Below are 15,443 nucleotides of genomic sequence, written 5' to 3' on the forward strand. Positions count from 1 at the left end.
CCATGACGGCCAAGGGACTGCAGGTCGATATCAATTCCGACATGGGCGAAGGCTTCGGCGCCTACAGACTCGGTGACGACGCGGCGATCCTCGACATCGTCAGCTCCGCCAACGTGGCCTGCGGCTTTCACGCCGGTGACCCCGAGATCATGGCGGCCACTTTCTCGATGGCGCGCGAGAAGGGCGTCGCCGTTGGCGCGCATCCGAGCTTCGCCGATCTGTGGGGGTTCGGACGCCGCGTCATCCCGCATTCGGTGGACGAGATCGAAAGGCTGGTCGCCTACCAGATCGGCGCGGCGCAGGCGCTCTCCGCCTATGCCGGCCACCCGATCCGCTACGTCAAGGCGCATGGCGCGCTGGGCAACCTTACCCAGACCGACCGCGGTGTCGCCGAAGCCGTGACGCGCGCGGTCAAGGCCGTCGATCCCAGCCTGATATGCCTGGCCATTGCGCTGGGCTTCCAAGACAGGATCGCGCGCGACGCGGGCCTGACGGTCAGGTCCGAGATCTTCGCCGACCGTGCCTACACGGAGGAAGGCTTTCTTGTCTCGCGCAAGCTGGAAGGCGCGGTCATTCACGATGCGGAGAAGGCGGCGGAACGGGTCGTCCGGATGGTCAAGCAAGGCGCCATCGAGACGATTTCCGGGCAGGCGCTCAAAACACCAATCGATTCGATCTGCGTTCATAGTGACACGCCGGCGGCAGTCGTAATTGCCGCGCGCGTCCGGGCCCGCCTGGAAGAGGACGGGATCAGCGTTAGAGCATTCGCGGCAATCGCTTGATAAATACTATCTGCCGAGAGCTGCGCAGGCGGCGAGGTCGAACTTCGTCCATTTTGGAACCACTTAAGGAGCAGTCATGATGACTAAGGGATATCTTATCGCGCAAGTCACCGTCACCAATTCGGACGCGTACTCCAACTACGCCAAGGTTGCGGGCGATTTGCTGAAACAATATGGCGCCCGCGTCTTCGTCAAACCAGAGACCGCCTTGATCAAGGAAGGAAACCCCAAAGCCCGCACATTGATTTTCGAGTTTGGGAGCTTCGACAAGGCAAAGGAATTCTGGGACAGCCCAGAATATGCCGAAGCCAAGGCTCTGCGGGCAGGCGCCGCCGATGGCGACTTCATCCTCATCGAGGGTACCGACTGATTTGAATGCCATCGCGTTTTCGCTGCATCCAAAACCGCCCGACTGGCTCACGATCGATTCAAACGCCGCCGAGGCCTTCGTCGAGAAGACGGTCGAGCTGTTCGATCTCCTTGGCTGAGAGGCTGATGCCGTCCCTTTCCGCTGTCGCGCGCGCAAGGAACCGCCGCTGCGAGGGCAGGCGCGCACCCTGGCCAAGGATCGCCTCGAACAGAGCCTCGGCGCGGCCCAGCGGATTTCCGGGACGGCCGGCGGAAAAAGCTTGTGGCGAGAAAGCGATGATCAACTCTCCATGCGACGGAAAAAGTGTCGTGGTGCCGAGCAGATCGAGTGCCTCGGGACTGGTCTGGTCGCCGATCATGATCCCGGCGAGCAGCTCGATCATCGTTCCGATGGCGGAACCCTTGTGCCCGCCGAAGGAAAGCATGGCACCCGCCAGGGCAGCTTCGGGATCCGTCGTTGGCCTGCCATCCGAATCCATGGCCCAGCCTTCCGGCAGCGCTTTGCCGGCCCGGCGATGGAGCTCGATCTCGCCTCGCGCGGCAACCGAGGTCGCGAAGTCGAAAACATAAGGTGGCTGTCCTTCGCGCGGCCAGCCGAAGGCAAAGGGATTGGTGCCCAGCAGGGGTCTGTTGCCGCCGGTCGGGGCGACGGTAGCATAGCTCGGACACATGGCCAGGCCGGCAAGACCGGCTTGTGTCAATCCTTCGACCTCGGCCCAAAGGGCGGAAAAATGCACGGCATCGTTGATCACAAGCGCGGCGACACCGCACGAGCGTGCCCGCTCGATCAACACCGGCAGGCCCAATTCAAAAGCCGGGTTGGCGAAGCCGCGCTTAGCATTCACTTTCACGATGGCGGGAGCGTCTTGCGGCAGCAATTCAGGCACCGCGTCCGGTTCCACCTTTCCGGCCTTGATCGTCCGCAGGGCACCTTCAATCCGGTAGACACCATGCGACTTGCAGGCATCGCGTTCCGCCGCGACGATGACCCGTGCGATGGCGCTGGCCTGGATGGCGTTCAGTCCGGCCTTGCGGAAAATCGCATCGATGCGCTTATGCAATGCATCGATGGTGAGAACGGTATTGCTCATCTCTGGCCTTCGGGGTTTGGCTACATGCGACGCATGTGACGTTAGAAATCCAGACCGCCGGCAAAGGCTCTTAGATCCTGTGCAAGCAAAGCGGGCTGCTCGAGGGCCGCGAAATGACCACCGCGCGGCATCGCTGTCCACCGGCGGATGTCCGGAAAGACACGCTCGACCCAGCTTCTTGGCGGCATCGGCAGCTCTTTCGGAAACAACGCCACCGCAAGTGGGACTTTGATCGCCGTGCCGGACCGGAAGGCAAGCGGTCGGGCGCGAGTTTCCCAATAGAGGCGCATCGACGAAGCGACGGTCCTGGTGAACCAGTAAAGCGAGATGTTGGCGAGGATGTCGTCCCGCGAAAATGGTGCATTGTCCAGATTGCCATCGCAATCGCTCCAGTCGCGGAACTTCTCGATCATCCACGCTGCCAGTCCGACCGGCGAATCTGTCAGCCCGTAGGCAAGCGTTTGCGGGCGCGTGCCTTGAATATGGCCATAGGCGCCGTGGAGATCCGCCCATTCGGCTTTCCGTCCCAGGAAGGCGCGTTCTTCCGAAGTCAGGTCGCCATCCGGGCCTGTGTCATGGGGAGGAGAGTATGAGCCGGGAATGAAATTCAGATGCACCCCGGCGAGACTGTCTGGATGCGCATGTGCCAGACATGTCGACACGCTGGCGCCGAGGTCTCCACCTTGGGCGAGATATCGCTCGTAGCCGAGACGTCTCATCAATTCGGCCCAAAGGTCGGCTACAGTGAACAGGTTGAGACCAGGCCTGCTTGGCCGGCTCGAAAAGCCATAGCCGGGAATGGATGGGATCACGACGTTGAAGGCGTCCTCCTGCCTTCCGCCATGGGAAAGCGGGTCTGTCAGAAGGGGAACCAGCCTATGAAATTCGAAGACACTGCCTGGCCAGCCATGGGTGAGAAGGATCGTTCTGCCGGTTGGAACAGCGGCGCGCGCATGGATGAAGTGGATAGTTTCGCCGCCGATATCCGTCTGGTAGTGCGGAAGTAGGTTCCAGGCGGCCTCCTGCTTGCGCCAGTCGAAGCCGGTATGCCAGTGCTGCATAAGACGTCGCAGTTCCTTGTATTCCGTCCCCTGAGCCCAGCCTATTGCGTGCAGCTGGTCCGGCTCGCGCCAGTTCGAGATGCGCCTCTTCAATTCGTCGATGTCGGCCTGGGCGATCTGGATCGTGAAAGGGCGAATTTTCATGGATCTGCCTGCTCGCTGGCACGCGTTGAATAGGGGTATCGGATCGGCGCTTTTGCCACCCTTGGATATGGACCTAGTTGGCGGCGGCGCGACAAGTCCTTCATCAGACTGGCCAGGGCCGACCCGGCCATGCGGTCGCGTGCGGCGATAAAGTCGTGATGCCGCTGCTGGCTCGCGCGAAGCGCCTCTGTCGACGCTCCGATCGAGACCGGCAGGAAACGCAGACGCGCGCCGACCGGCGCCTGCGCCAGCCGCCAGAGGTCGGCTTCGATTACCGTGGCGATCTTTGGATAGCCGCCGCAGGTGTTGGCATCGGCAAGCTGAATGATCGGCTGGCCGGACGGCGGCACCTGAACGGTGCCCGGCACGATGCCATGGGAGAGCAATTCCAGCGGTGAGGCGAGGGAAAGCGTCGCTCCGGAAAGGCGATATCCCATGCGGTTGGCGTTGTTGGTGATGCTCCATTCGCTGCCGATGAAAGCCGCCTGGGCCTCCGGCGTGAAAGCGTCGAACTCGGCGGCCGGCAGAACCCGCAGTCCTATTGCCGAGGCAAGGCCGTCAGTCGCGCCCCGTCGCTCCTCCAGCGCCGCGCCAACGCCGCCTGCGGGAAGGGAGCCTTGCGCAGGTTTGAGCGCAAGTCTGTCGCCGCGCGACAGACCGCGTCCGGCGAGCCCGCCGAAATTGCCTTTCACATCCGTCGCGCGCGAACCCATGATGGGCGGCAGATCGAGCCCGCCGGCGAAGGCAATGTAGGAGCGAGCGCCGAGATGCGGTGCTTCGAGGGCAAGGGTCTCGCCGGCGCGGATCGTTGTGGCCCACCAGGGCGGGCAGGGCCGATCGCCGACGCTTATGGCGCAATCCGCGCCGGTGATCGCGACGGCAGTGTCGACATGCGCGCGCAGCCGGAACGGGTGAAGCGCGACCTCGATCCCGGCAGCCGAAGGATCATTGCCCAGCATAAGATTGGCGATCGCCAGCGCTTCCTTGTCCATGGCGCCGCCATGGCTGACCCCCATCGCCAGATGACCGAGCCGGCCAAGGTCCTGAACCGTGTTCGGCAGTCCGGTGGTGAGGATCTCGATCATCCCTCAATCCCCGCGATTGTGAATCGAATCTTGTCTCCGGGCCTGAGCAGCACGGGCAATTCCGCCTGAACGTCAAACAGCTTCACGTCGGTATGGCCGACAATGTGCCATCCGGACGGCGCCGTCATCGGCATGATACCCGCCTGCGCGCCACCAATGATGACAGCGCCCTCGGCCACTTTCAGGCGCGGCGAGCTGCGCCTTGCCCAGGCAAGCCGCGGCTCGAGACCGGACAGGTAGGGAAAGCCCGGCATGGCGCCGATGGCGGCGACGGTGTACGTGGCCGCCGCGTGGCGCCTGACGATGTCGTCGACAGGCATGCCGCAATGCGCGGCCCAGCCGGCGAGATCCTCGCCGCGCGCGCCGCCATAGCTGACGGGGATGGTATGATGCGTGCCAGTCACCGTGTGGGCGTCGGTGCCGGCCCAGAGCGAATTCAGCTGCTCGCTAATGATTTGTGCGTTGGTAGTGAGCGGGTCAAACAGCACCAGCAGGTTGTTCATGCCGGGAACGGTCTCGCATACCCCTTCGAAGGCCAGCGCGGCGTTCGCTACCGCCCAGACCAGTTCCTGGGTGGCATCATCAAAGGCCCCCTGCGCGCCATCGAGCAGCAGCGCGCCTGATCCTGCAAGACTGATACGGGGCGTTTTGACGGCCATGGGCGCTCAGTCCTTGACCGGCACCGTGTAATTCAAGATCAGGCGACCGCCATCGGGATAGATGGTCTGGCCGACAATGTAGGAGGCGTCGTCGCTGGCCAGGAAGGACGCGACACTGGCAATCTCCGAAGGCTCGCCACACCGGCCGCTCGGCGTGCGCGACAGGATGGTCTGGCGCTGCGCTTCGCTGGCCATGACCGAGCTCTTGACCATGTCGGTCAGTATGGTGCCGGGGCCGATGGCGTTGACGCGAATGTTGTGCGGGATCAGTCCGACGGCCATCACCGCCGTCAGCTGCTTGATGCCCCCCTTGGACACCGCATAGGCGACGGAATTGGGAATGGCCAGAATCGCGTTGATCGACGACATGTTGATGATTGAGCCGCCGCGTCCCTGCGCGATCATTGCCCTTGCCGCCGCCTGGCCGAGAAGGAAGGGTGCCTTGAGATTGACGCGCTGGACCCAGTCGAAGGCCTCCTCCGGGAAATCCACGAAGTCATCCAGATGGATGACGCCGGCATTGTTGACGAGGACGTCCACACCGCCGAAGCTTTGCGTGGCCTTGGCAATGATGCCGTCAGCCATCTCCTTGGAAATTTCGGACAGGTCGGCCGACAGCCAGACGGCGCGCTCGCCAAGACGTTCGGCATGCTCGCGCCCGCGATCGGCCTTTACATCCACAAGCACGACCTTAGCGCCATCGGCATGAAAGCGCTCGGCGCAGGCAAGGCCCAAGCCTTGTGCCGCCCCGGTAACGATCACGACTTTTTCTGCGTGCTTCACGGCGAAATCCTTTTTCACAGTCATGGCATTATGGATATGTTATCCAATTTATCTTGAACTTCGATGTCATTGCAAGCCCGGATGAGCGATGAACGAGACCACCGTGTTGGGCCAATCCGCATGGGGTTTGGCGCTATCTGGCTTTTTTCAACGGATCATCGCAAGTCGGTTGACTCCGCCGAATTAATCGTGATTGGATACTATATTCACAAAGCAGCGGGAGAGTGGGAGATGGCAGATGCACCTCAGGAAGGCGAGTTGGTAGACGCGTTCCGCGCTCTTGCTACGCCGTTGATCAGCGACAATCTCGCGCGTGTCCCCGGGGCTGTCGGGTTGCGGCCATTTCATCGCGTGAGCAGTGTCATGGCGGGGAGGGCGCTGACGGTCAGGACTCGCCCCGGCGACAACCAGTTCATCCATCGTGCGCTCGATCTGTTGCAGCCCGGAGACGTCATTGTCGTCGATGGCGGTGGCTATGAAGGGCGCGCGCTGGTCGGCGAAATCATGACGAGTGTCGCGGCGTCGCGCGGTGCCGCGGGCATTGTCATCGACGGCGCCATTCGCGATGCCGGTGCCATCGGCCGCAATCCGTTTCCATGCTTCGCACGGTCGGCCATCCATCTCGGACCTTACAAGGATGGTCCAGGAGCCATCAATGTTCCCGTCTGCATAGGCGGCATGGTCGTCGGCCCAGGCGACATCGTCGTGGGTGACGAAGATGGCGTCGTGGCATTTCCAATCGACGATGCCGCGGCTTTGCTGGCCGCCGTCCGGGCACAGGAGGCCCGCGAGACTGAGATCATGCAGAGCATCCGGGAGAACCGCTACCAGGGGGCCTATGCCCGGGCCGCCGGCGGCGGTCACTGATCCACCGTGTCAGGTCCTTGCCGGCGACAAGTCGCATCGCCGGCTCGCGATCTTGCTGAACATTACCCGCTCCGCGGCTGATCGAGGGGCGAAACCACGCCGAACCTCCCATAGGTGGTTCGGCAACAAGGCAGAAGAATGCATTCCGGGGACTGCCCGGATGCGCCAACAGGGGAAAATGGAGAGAATGATGGTTGTTTCCTTCAAAAGGCTCGCTTGTGCCACCGCCCTTGCCGGGCTGGCTCTGACCACAGTGGCCGCGGCTGCCGACATCAAGATCGGCATTGTCGCCCCAATGACTGGCCAGTTGGCCAGTGAGGGACAGGATATGGAGAACGCGGTGAAGATGGCGATCGAGGCCGCCAACGCCAAAGGTGGCGCCAACGGCGACAAGGTCATCACCATCACCGCCGACGACGCCTGCGATCCGCAGCAGGCGGTGACCGCAGGCAGCAAGCTTGTCTCCGAAGGGGTGACCGCCATCGTTGGCGGCTATTGCTCGGGCGCTGTCCTGCCGACATTGAAGATCTATGGTGATGCCGGCATTCCGTTTGTCATCATCGGGGCGAATTCGACCAAACTGGTCGCCGCCAATCAGGGCAATGCCTTCCTCGCCAATTCGACCGGCGACATGCAAGCGACGACGGCCGTCGAGCTCTTCAAGAAGAATGGCTTCAAGAAGATCGCGGTCATAGACGAAGGCGATGCCTATTCGTCCGACCTGGCCAAGCTGACCGCCGAAGCCTTCATGGGTGCAGGCGGCGAGATTGCCACCAAGGAAACCACCAACGCCGGCGAGCAGGACTATTCGGCGGTCGTCACCAAGATCAAATCGAGCGGCGCGGACGCTGTCTTCTGGACCGCCTATCATGCCGGTGGCGCCCTGCTCACCAAGCAGCTCCGACAGGCTGGGTTCCAGGGCGGCATCGTGCTCGGCGACGGCAACAATTCGCCGGAATATCTGGAGATCGCCGGCTCGGCCGGTGAGGGCGTGTATCTGCTGTCCCCGCCGACCGTTGACCTCTTGTCTGGCGCGGGCGATTTCAAGGGCAAGTACAAGGAAACCTATGGACGCGACGCCGGCGCCTATGCGGCCCTCTCCTATGATGTGGGCGACCTGATCGTCGACGCGATCGCGCGGGCCAAGTCGGCGGATCAAAAGGCTATCATCGAGGCGCTCAAGGCAAGCGACTTCAAAGGCCTTGCCGGTGAAATCAAGTTCACCGACAAGAACACGCTCCAGACGTCAAACTTCCGCCCGGTGATTGCCAAGGGCGGCAAGTGGGTGGCAGTCGAATAAGGACGAAGCAGGTTGACGCCGAGGCAGGCCTTGTGCCCGCCTCGGCGTCACTGCCGATTGTCTGGTGTGCACTGACGCTGCGCCCTGGCAAGACTTTCTCAATTCTGCACCCGGAGCATCAATGACGCTCGACCTGGTTATTCAGCAACTGGTGAACGGCCTTATCGTCGGTTCGTTCTATGCCCTGATCGCGCTTGGCTACAGCATGGTCTTCGGCGTCATCAAGCTCCTGAATTTTGCCCATGGCGACATCTACATGAATGGCGCCTTCGTCGGCCTTGTTGTGTTTTCCTTCGTGGGCATATGGGTCGGCAACGGCTGGTTGGGCGTGGTCTGCGCCCTGCTGGTGTCGATGTTGGCTGTCGGCCTGCTTGGCGTTGTCATCGAACGCTTCGCCTATAGGCCGATGCGCAATGCGCCGCGCCTCTCCATCCTGATCACGGCGCTTGGTGCGTCGATGGTGTTGAACGGCACGGCACTCGCCCTGACAGGCGGGAAGCACTATGCATTCAACACGGACCTCGGCTTTGCCGGCGTGGACATTTCCACCGTTCACATCACCTACACCCAGATGGTGCTCGTCGCAGCCTCCATCTCTTTGATGGCCGGCATGCAGGCCTTTGTCTCACGCACCATGTACGGCAAGGCGATGCGAGCCGTGTCCATTGACATGGGGGCGAGCCGGCTGATGGGTATCGATGTCGACCGGGTGATCGCATTGACCTTCTTCATGGGTTCGGCGCTCGCCGCCGGCGGCGGGGTCATGGCCGGCGCCTACTATGGCAGCGTCCATTTCTTCATGGGATTCATCATGGGGCTGAAAGCCTTCACCGCCGCTGTCATAGGCGGCATCGGCAGCGTGCCGGGCGCCATGCTCGGCGGCTTGCTGCTCGGCCTGCTCGAAGCTTTCGGCTCATCCTTGCCCTTCGTCGGCTCGGAGTGGCGTGACGTCTTCGTGTTCGGGACCCTGATCCTGTTCCTTGTCTTCAAGCCGACCGGCATTCTCGGACGCTCTGTCGTGGAGCGGGTGTGATGACCGAAGCAAGGATCTTGCCGGCCGCCGCGCAACCGCGATTGATGCGCTGGTCCGTTGTGCTGCCTGCGTTAGCGGCGGTCGCCTGCGCGCTGGTGTTGCCGCAATTCGCCAACGCCTATGTAACGGAGGTTGCAACCACGGCGCTGCTCTATGTCGTGCTGTGCCTCGGCCTCAATATTGTCGTCGGCTATGCTGGCCTGCTCGACCTCGGCTACGCCGCGTTCTTCGCGGTCGGCGCCTACACATCAGGTATCCTGACCGCGGAATTCGGGCTCAATTTCTGGCTCACCATTCCGGTCGCCATGGCGGCAGCCTGCGTGGCTGGCATCATCATCGGGGCTCCAACCTTGAGGCTGCGCAGCGACTATCTGGCGATCGTGACGCTGGGCTTCGGCGAGATTGTGCGCATCATCGCCCGCAACCTCGACATCACCGGTGGCGCCAGCGGCCTTATCGGCATCGAGCGACCGGAAATCTTCGGCTTCAAGCTGATGCAGGTGCAGCACTTCTACTATGCGTTCCTGGTGCTCGCACTGCTCACCGCCTTCGTCTGCCTGAGCGTCGAGCGGTCGCGAATGGGACGAGCCTGGTTCTACGTTCGCTATGACGAGGACGCCGCCGCCGGTATCGGCATCAACCGTGTCTCGGCCAAGCTGCAGGCATACATGATGGGCGCGGTGATCGCTTCCGTGGCCGGATGCCTCTACGCGGCCAAGATGACGGCCATCTCGCCGGAGAGTTTCACCTTCAACCAATCGCTTCTGATCCTGCTCGGCGTCGTCCTGGGTGGCATGGGTCGCATCCCCGGCGTCGTCCTCGGCGCTATTCTCGTGGCCCTGCTCCCAGAGGTGCTGCGGGGGGCGGGCACCTATCGTCCACTGGTGACCGCGGTTGCGCTGCTGGCAATCATGCTCTTCAGGCCGAATGGGCTCTGGCCCGACAAGCGGGTTTGACCATGGCCTTGCTCGAAGTCCGCGATCTGCGCCTCAGTTTTGGGGGACTGAAGGTCCTTCACGACATTTCGTTCTCGGTGGAGAAGGGCGCCATCAACAGCCTCATCGGGCCCAATGGCGCCGGCAAGACGTCGCTCTTCAACTGCCTGACCGGCTTCTACAAGCCGAAGGGCGGTTCGATCAGACTGGGCGGCCGGCCGATTACCGGCTTGCCGCCGCATCGCATCACCGCGCTCGGCCTTGCCCGCACATTCCAGAACATCCGGCTGTTCAAGGAAATGACCGTTCTGGAAAACGCCATGTCGGGCCAGCATTGCCGCAGCCGCCACGGCATTGTGTCGGCGATTTTGCACTTGCCGTCACAGCGGCGCGAGGAGGAGAATATCCGCACGACCGGGATGCGCTGGCTCGATTTCGTAGGCATCCAGCAGCATGCGCATCGTCTTGCCGGCGGTCTTTCCTACGGTGATCAACGACGACTCGAACTTGCAAGAGCCTTGGCGTCGACGCCTGAGCTCATCCTGCTGGACGAGCCCGCTGCCGGCCTGAACGAGCGTGAGAAGCTGGATCTGGTGCACCTCATCCGCCGCGTTCGCGACGAGACCGGTGTAACTGTCCTGCTAATCGAGCACGATATGGGCCTGGTCATGCAGGTGTCGGAAAAGATCGTGGTGTTCGACTACGGTCAGAAGATCGCCGATGGAACGCCAGAGGCCGTACGCGCGGACCCCAGGGTCATCGAAGCCTATCTCGGTACGGAGGATTGATGGAGCCCGACATTGTTCTTTCCGCCGATCGAATCGTCACGCGCTATGGCGGCATCAAAGCGCTTCACGGCGTCAGCCTTTCGGTCAAACGCGGTCAGATCGTGGCGCTGCTTGGCGCGAACGGTGCCGGCAAAAGCACTACGCTGCGCACGCTGTCCGGCCTCATTGCAGCGTCGTCTGGAAGTGTCCGCTTCCTGGGCGAGGACATAACCAAGGTCCCTGCCCACCGTCTGCCGCATCGGGGGCTCGTCCACGTCCCGGAGGGGAGGCGTATTTTCGGCGACATGACGATCAAGGAGAACCTTGACCTTGGTTCGTTTACGCTTGCCGACGATGTCGAGCGGCGCCGGCGGCTTGATCATGTTTTTGAGCTCTTCCCCATCCTGGCGCGCCGGCAGAATGGCGACGCAAGGAACCTGTCCGGAGGAGAACAGCAGATGCTGGCGATCGGCAGAGCCCTGATGGCCGCACCCAAGGTGCTTTTGCTCGATGAGCCGTCAATGGGCTTGGCGCCGCAATTGATCAAGGAAGTCATGAACATCGTCCAGCGCCTTAATCGCGAAGGCGTGACCATCCTGCTTGTGGAGCAGAACAGCAAAGTCGCCTTGAAATTCGCCGACTACGGCTACGTGCTCAAAGCCGGGCGCATCGTTCTTGAGGGCCTTGGCAGCGATCTAGCGAGCAATGAAGCGGTCATCAGCGCCTATTTGGGCGGCGTTGCTGCCTAGCTAGCTGGTAGAGCCGCCAAGGCTTGGACTGTACGAACGAACCACCGCCTCATGCTTTTTGCACACCGGTTAACGCTTCGGCTATATCCCTCAGGCGGGCGGGCGACCTGGACATTGAAGACCTTGTTGGGCGAGGACGCGCAGTTCCTGATGGTCGTCTGGTCGATGATCTGGCCGGTGACGACGACGGAAGCTTTCGTGTGCACCACGTGTGCAGTGAGCGGCGTGATATGCTAAATAGCCTTCAGTTTGCGCCGGCAAAATCGTAAATCCGGTCGCGTTCGGCTGCGCGCTTCTTTCCAAATTGTTCTGTCTTTCCAACGGGCATTGGACGGACTGAGACATAAAAAGATAATTAAATGAATATGTTACATCATAAACTTGCCATCGCCCCGATGATGGATGGGGCAGATAAATAAATAAAATCAGTTACTTGCGAGATTTTGTGTGCAAAAACCGCACACGAAAGTTCTGCTTCTCTTCCTTTTTCGTTCCCACGACGAAGCCGCCGAAAGCCCTTTTGGGACGCTCTTCTGCCGGCGATACTGACCGCTTCAATGCGGATGTACGCCGGGATATCCGTGAACCTCATTATCCGCCGCGGCGTCCAGTCTGCCCGGGCTTCCTGGAAGCTTTTTCGAACTTTCTGGGTCGCGCCTGACAGATTGGTACTCGTGCCACCAGGGCGCAGCGCGCAGCGATTTCATGTTCACTCGCGACAGGATGAGCGAAATCCGCCGCTGGGCTGCGGATAACCCTTGGAATTGAGCTGGTCCACGACGGTAGACAAGCGAGCGTTTTCGCTGCGGGCTCGAAACTGCTTCCCGTCGATCGTGGTCACGATAAATTCAGTCACACTAACCTCCTACCACCCAATTAGGCTTCAATCAGATAGCGAAGTCACAGGCTCGACTGACGGTCCTGACCGTGGCGTCTTGCTCTCTTCGGCTATCACCAGCAGCGCCTCAAGGGTCACTGCAATTCCCGACATCAGCGCGGAAATATCGGTGTTGCCGCCGGGCAATGCGAGTTCTGCCGCCCTGGTTTGCATGCTGATGCTGAGTTCCTTCAATTTCAGGCGCAGATCGTCGTCCATGACATTCCTCCGGTTGCTGGATGGGTAACATTGGCGACCAGTTCCTTCTATGCAAAGGGCCAGAACTGACGGGGGCGCCCCTATGGCTGAAGCAGGGCAACTCCGTATTGCGCCCACAACTGCTCGCAGTCTTTTGCCCTCAGGCTTGGCGTTCCCGGTTCGCCATAGAAGACCATCGCTGCGCGGACGTCATATCCAAGCACCGACGCATTGGCGACGAACTGGATGGCGTTCCCGAGGCGAATGGCACCGAGCTTGGCTTCCGTTCTGTTGGTGAGGTCAAGCACCCCAAGAATTTCCGCGTTGTCATTCCTGGCAGCCAACACCGCGCCTACAGTCGCAAGCATATCAGCCTCCGCTAATATATTAACCTCCCAAGAGCGTACGTTGTTCCTCACCAAAACTAGCCGACCTGCATGCGCTCAGACCGCTAACCAACACGGACAGCCTGCCGAAAGGCCGCTGATGCCGTTGAGGACCAAGAATGGCACGACCGACCCTATTAACTCGCCGACGTGATCTGCGAGAGGATTGCAGACGGGGAAAGCCTTCGTTCGATTTGCGATTGCGATGACATGCCGATCGTAAAACTGCCCATTCCATCGCCCCATGTCGCGTCCATGTCGCACGGACTTGCCGATAGTCGCAGGAAACCCTTGGAAATCAACGGTAGTGGCTTGCAACATGGCGCGACATGAAACCAGCCGCCAAGGTGCATTGGATGGCACTTAAGCGACAAATTTTATTTGATGAAATTTGGTGGCGGGAGAGCGTTACCGACTTTCCCCCCACTCATCAGATCGGCGGTTCCTGCTCCGTTGTCTTGGATGCGGGTACATTTTGAATAGCGCTCTCTACTCAAGGCAGACGCTGTCCATCTCGCGGTAGTACCAGCATCGCGTTCGAAGATTTGTTGTCTGCAATCGAAATCACAAACAGTTTCCGTATAAAAGTTGGCCTTTAAATTGCTTTTTCGATGGCACCTCGGCCTCATGTCCAGAACACGGTCGTTTACAGGACACAGCAAATCTATTGGCCCATGCTCTGAGCTCAGATACGCTCAGAGAATGAATCCAGCACTCCGTCGCATCGTCCTCATCGTCGCGCTACTCAACCTCGGCTATTTTGGCATTGAATTCGCCGTGGCGCTCGCCATAGGCTCGGTGTCTTTGTTCGCCGATAGCATCGACTTTCTCGAAGATGCGTCCGTGAACCTCCTCATACTACTCGCCTTCGGCTGGTCGTTGCGCTCGCGCTCGCGGGTAGGTATGGCGCTCGCCCTCATTCTGCTCGTGCCGGGTCTGGCTACGCTCTGGACGGCCTGGCAAAAGTTCAACATGCCCGTGCCGCCACAGCCGGTCGCCTTGACGCTAGCGGGGCTTGGTGCACTCGCCGTCAATCTTTCCTGTGCCTACATGCTCGCCGCATACAGACATCATGGCGGCAGTCTGACAAAGGCTGCATTTCTTTCGGCCCGTAATGATGCGTTCGCCAACATAGCCATTATTGCCGCCGGACTGGTCACGGCATTCCTCTGGCGGTCGGCATGGCCAGACTTAATGGTGGGTCTGGGGATTGCGGCATTGAACGCCGATGCCGCACGCGAAGTGTGGGAAGCTGCTCGCGAAGAACACCGTGCTGCCGCCTGACCCGGCCGGAGACTCAGCGGACCCATGACACTGGCAAAGGAACCGAGTGAACACCGCAGCAATTCCGCTGCTTTCGGTGGGGGAGCGCTGATAGGAGCGCTAGGCGGTCTGATTGGGCTTGGTGGAGCTGAGTTCCGCTTGCCGCTCCTGATTGGAGTTTTCAATTTCGCGGCGCTGGAGGCCGTCATCCTTAACAAGGCGATGAGCCTAGTTGTGGTCGCCACGGCCCTGCCGTTCCGGGCGGCCACGGTATCCTTTGGTACCATTGCAGCTGACTGGCCGATCATCGTCAATCTGCTCGCGGGTAGCCTCCTTGGCGCATGGCTGGGGGCGGGGTGGGCGACCCGCCTCAAGTCTGAATCGCTTTACAGGGTGATTGCCATCTTGCTCGTCGCCATCGCGGTCATCCTGATGGTTGGTCATAACGCCAGAGCGGGAGAGCATCTATTGGTCGGCACCGCGCAAGCTGTCGCCGGTGTCGTCGCCGGCTTGATCATCGGCGTTGTAGCATCCCTGCTCGGCGTCGCCGGCGGCGAGCTCCTCATTCCGACAATGATCCTCCTGTTTGGCGCCGACATCAAACTCGCTGGCAGCCTGTCGCTTGTGGTAAGCCTGCCGACTATGCTCGTTGGCTTTACCCGATATAGTCGCGACCAAAGCTTTTCCGTCCTCGGCCGTAATCGCATGTTTCTATTGATCATGGCGGCGGGCTCAATAGTTGGCACTTTCATCGGCGGCCGGCTGCTCGGCCTCGTGCCCAACGAATTACTCCTGCCAGCGCTCGCTGCCATTCTGCTGCTATCCGCTGTGAAGATCTGGAACCATCGCTAAAGTAAGGGCTCTGCAATCAACCACAGCAACCTCCAGCCTTGGCCGGCGAGGCCATATCCTTGAACTCTCGAGCCGGTGCTCAAGCGAACGCAGCGCGGCAAGCTTCTCTCGCACCTGATTGAGGTGCAACTGAGCGATGTCGCGCGTCTCTATGCAGTCGCGGCTGGCGCTGATGGACAGGTCCAGCAGCACGCGCACCGGATCGATGCTGCCGCGCCCCCGTAGCCCGATCATTAGCCAAA

At 60.9% G+C, this 15,443-nt stretch carries 20 protein-coding genes; 11 read left to right on the forward strand and 9 right to left on the reverse strand.

Translation table 11 applies throughout. The features are described from left to right. The first annotated feature begins 2 nt into the window (after positions 1–2). Complete coding sequence (locus B5V02_RS24230) at positions 3–782, forward strand: LamB/YcsF family protein (protein WP_111546683.1); 780 nt, start codon at positions 3–5, stop codon at positions 780–782. A gap of 76 nt (positions 783–858) precedes the next feature. Then, positions 859–1,152 carry a DUF1330 domain-containing protein gene (locus B5V02_RS24235; protein WP_111546573.1) on the forward strand — a complete coding sequence of 98 codons (294 nt, stop codon included), beginning with the start codon at positions 859–861 and terminating at the stop codon, positions 1,150–1,152. 58 nt (positions 1,153–1,210) lie between these two features. Here the strand turns inward: B5V02_RS24235 and B5V02_RS24240 are convergent, their stop codons facing one another. From B5V02_RS24240 to B5V02_RS24260, 5 genes are read right to left on the reverse strand one after another with little or no spacing between them, the layout of a single operon-like run. Continuing rightward, positions 1,211–2,242, reverse strand: coding sequence for an Ldh family oxidoreductase (locus tag B5V02_RS24240; protein ID WP_111546574.1), 1,032 nt, complete (start codon positions 2,240–2,242; stop codon positions 1,211–1,213). A 41-nt stretch (positions 2,243–2,283) separates the two neighbouring features. Then, positions 2,284–3,447, reverse strand: a complete 1,164-nt coding sequence (locus tag B5V02_RS24245; protein ID WP_111546575.1) for an epoxide hydrolase family protein — start codon at positions 3,445–3,447, stop codon at positions 2,284–2,286. Next, positions 3,444–4,532: a 5-oxoprolinase subunit C family protein gene (locus B5V02_RS24250; RefSeq protein ID WP_111546576.1), complete on the reverse strand. Its 1,089-nt coding sequence runs from the start codon at positions 4,530–4,532 to the stop codon at positions 3,444–3,446. Before B5V02_RS24250 ends, B5V02_RS24245 begins: the two co-directional genes overlap by 4 nt. After that, positions 4,529–5,191: a 5-oxoprolinase subunit PxpB gene (pxpB, locus tag B5V02_RS24255; RefSeq protein WP_111546577.1), complete on the reverse strand. Its 663-nt coding sequence runs from the start codon at positions 5,189–5,191 to the stop codon at positions 4,529–4,531. The genes B5V02_RS24250 and pxpB overlap by 4 nt, the downstream gene beginning before the upstream one ends. A 6-nt stretch (positions 5,192–5,197) precedes the next feature. Further along, positions 5,198–5,974: an SDR family NAD(P)-dependent oxidoreductase gene (locus B5V02_RS24260; protein ID WP_167458638.1), complete on the reverse strand. Its 777-nt coding sequence runs from the start codon at positions 5,972–5,974 to the stop codon at positions 5,198–5,200. A gap of 231 nt (positions 5,975–6,205) precedes the next feature. Here B5V02_RS24260 and B5V02_RS24265 point away from each other — a divergent pair, with 231 nt between their 5' ends. The 6 genes from B5V02_RS24265 to B5V02_RS24290 all read left to right on the forward strand — a co-directional run bounded on the left by B5V02_RS24265 (position 6,206) and on the right by B5V02_RS24290 (position 11,625). Continuing rightward, entirely contained in the window at positions 6,206–6,841 is a 636-nt protein-coding gene (locus tag B5V02_RS24265) for an RraA family protein (RefSeq protein ID WP_111546578.1), read from the forward strand. 187 nt (positions 6,842–7,028) lie between these two features. Then, positions 7,029–8,141, forward strand: coding sequence for a branched-chain amino acid ABC transporter substrate-binding protein (locus B5V02_RS24270; protein ID WP_245446132.1), 1,113 nt, complete (start codon positions 7,029–7,031; stop codon positions 8,139–8,141). A gap of 121 nt (positions 8,142–8,262) precedes the next feature. Further along, positions 8,263–9,174, forward strand: coding sequence for a branched-chain amino acid ABC transporter permease (locus B5V02_RS24275; RefSeq protein WP_111546580.1), 912 nt, complete (start codon positions 8,263–8,265; stop codon positions 9,172–9,174). Continuing rightward, a complete protein-coding gene (locus B5V02_RS24280) occupies positions 9,174–10,130 on the forward strand; it encodes a branched-chain amino acid ABC transporter permease (RefSeq protein ID WP_111546581.1) in 957 nt (318 codons plus the stop codon). Before B5V02_RS24275 ends, B5V02_RS24280 begins: the two co-directional genes overlap by 1 nt. 2 nt (positions 10,131–10,132) lie before the next feature. Beyond that, entirely contained in the window at positions 10,133–10,897 is a 765-nt protein-coding gene (locus tag B5V02_RS24285; RefSeq protein ID WP_111546582.1) for an ABC transporter ATP-binding protein, read from the forward strand. Continuing rightward, entirely contained in the window at positions 10,897–11,625 is a 729-nt protein-coding gene (locus B5V02_RS24290; protein WP_111546583.1) for an ABC transporter ATP-binding protein, read from the forward strand. Before B5V02_RS24285 ends, B5V02_RS24290 begins: the two co-directional genes overlap by 1 nt. 709 nt (positions 11,626–12,334) lie before the next feature. Here B5V02_RS24290 and B5V02_RS40765 read toward each other — a convergent pair. The 3 genes from B5V02_RS40765 to B5V02_RS24305 all read right to left on the reverse strand — a co-directional run bounded on the left by B5V02_RS40765 (position 12,335) and on the right by B5V02_RS24305 (position 13,068). Then, positions 12,335–12,481 (reverse strand): hypothetical protein, encoded by a 147-nt coding sequence (locus B5V02_RS40765; protein ID WP_167458639.1) that lies wholly within the window; start codon positions 12,479–12,481, stop codon positions 12,335–12,337. A gap of 27 nt (positions 12,482–12,508) precedes the next feature. Further along, positions 12,509–12,721: a hypothetical protein gene (locus B5V02_RS24300; RefSeq protein WP_111546585.1), complete on the reverse strand. Its 213-nt coding sequence runs from the start codon at positions 12,719–12,721 to the stop codon at positions 12,509–12,511. 80 nt (positions 12,722–12,801) lie between these two features. Continuing rightward, positions 12,802–13,068, reverse strand: a complete 267-nt coding sequence (locus B5V02_RS24305) for a hypothetical protein (protein WP_111546586.1) — start codon at positions 13,066–13,068, stop codon at positions 12,802–12,804. A 168-nt stretch (positions 13,069–13,236) separates the two neighbouring features. Here B5V02_RS24305 and B5V02_RS42515 point away from each other — a divergent pair, with 168 nt between their 5' ends. The 3 genes from B5V02_RS42515 to B5V02_RS24320 all read left to right on the forward strand — a co-directional run bounded on the left by B5V02_RS42515 (position 13,237) and on the right by B5V02_RS24320 (position 15,201). Continuing rightward, positions 13,237–13,419, forward strand: a complete 183-nt coding sequence (locus B5V02_RS42515; RefSeq protein WP_342633877.1) for a hypothetical protein — start codon at positions 13,237–13,239, stop codon at positions 13,417–13,419. A gap of 369 nt (positions 13,420–13,788) precedes the next feature. Continuing rightward, on the forward strand, positions 13,789–14,370 hold the full coding sequence (locus tag B5V02_RS24315; protein ID WP_111546587.1) for a cation efflux transmembrane domain-containing protein: 582 nt from the start codon (positions 13,789–13,791) through the stop codon (positions 14,368–14,370). Between the two features lie 24 nt (positions 14,371–14,394). Next, the gene (locus B5V02_RS24320; RefSeq protein ID WP_111546588.1) at positions 14,395–15,201 is read left to right on the forward strand and encodes a sulfite exporter TauE/SafE family protein; all 807 of its coding nucleotides are present in this window, start codon (positions 14,395–14,397) and stop codon (positions 15,199–15,201) included. Here B5V02_RS24320 and B5V02_RS42520 read toward each other — a convergent pair. Next, the gene (locus B5V02_RS42520; RefSeq protein ID WP_111546589.1) at positions 15,169–15,435 is read right to left on the reverse strand and encodes a MerR family DNA-binding protein; all 267 of its coding nucleotides are present in this window, start codon (positions 15,433–15,435) and stop codon (positions 15,169–15,171) included. The genes B5V02_RS24320 and B5V02_RS42520 overlap by 33 nt on opposite strands. Positions 15,436–15,443: the final 8 nt, after the last annotated feature.

This window comes from Mesorhizobium kowhaii (assembly GCF_003253745.1).
Lineage (GTDB): Bacteria > Pseudomonadota > Alphaproteobacteria > Rhizobiales > Rhizobiaceae > Mesorhizobium > Mesorhizobium kowhaii.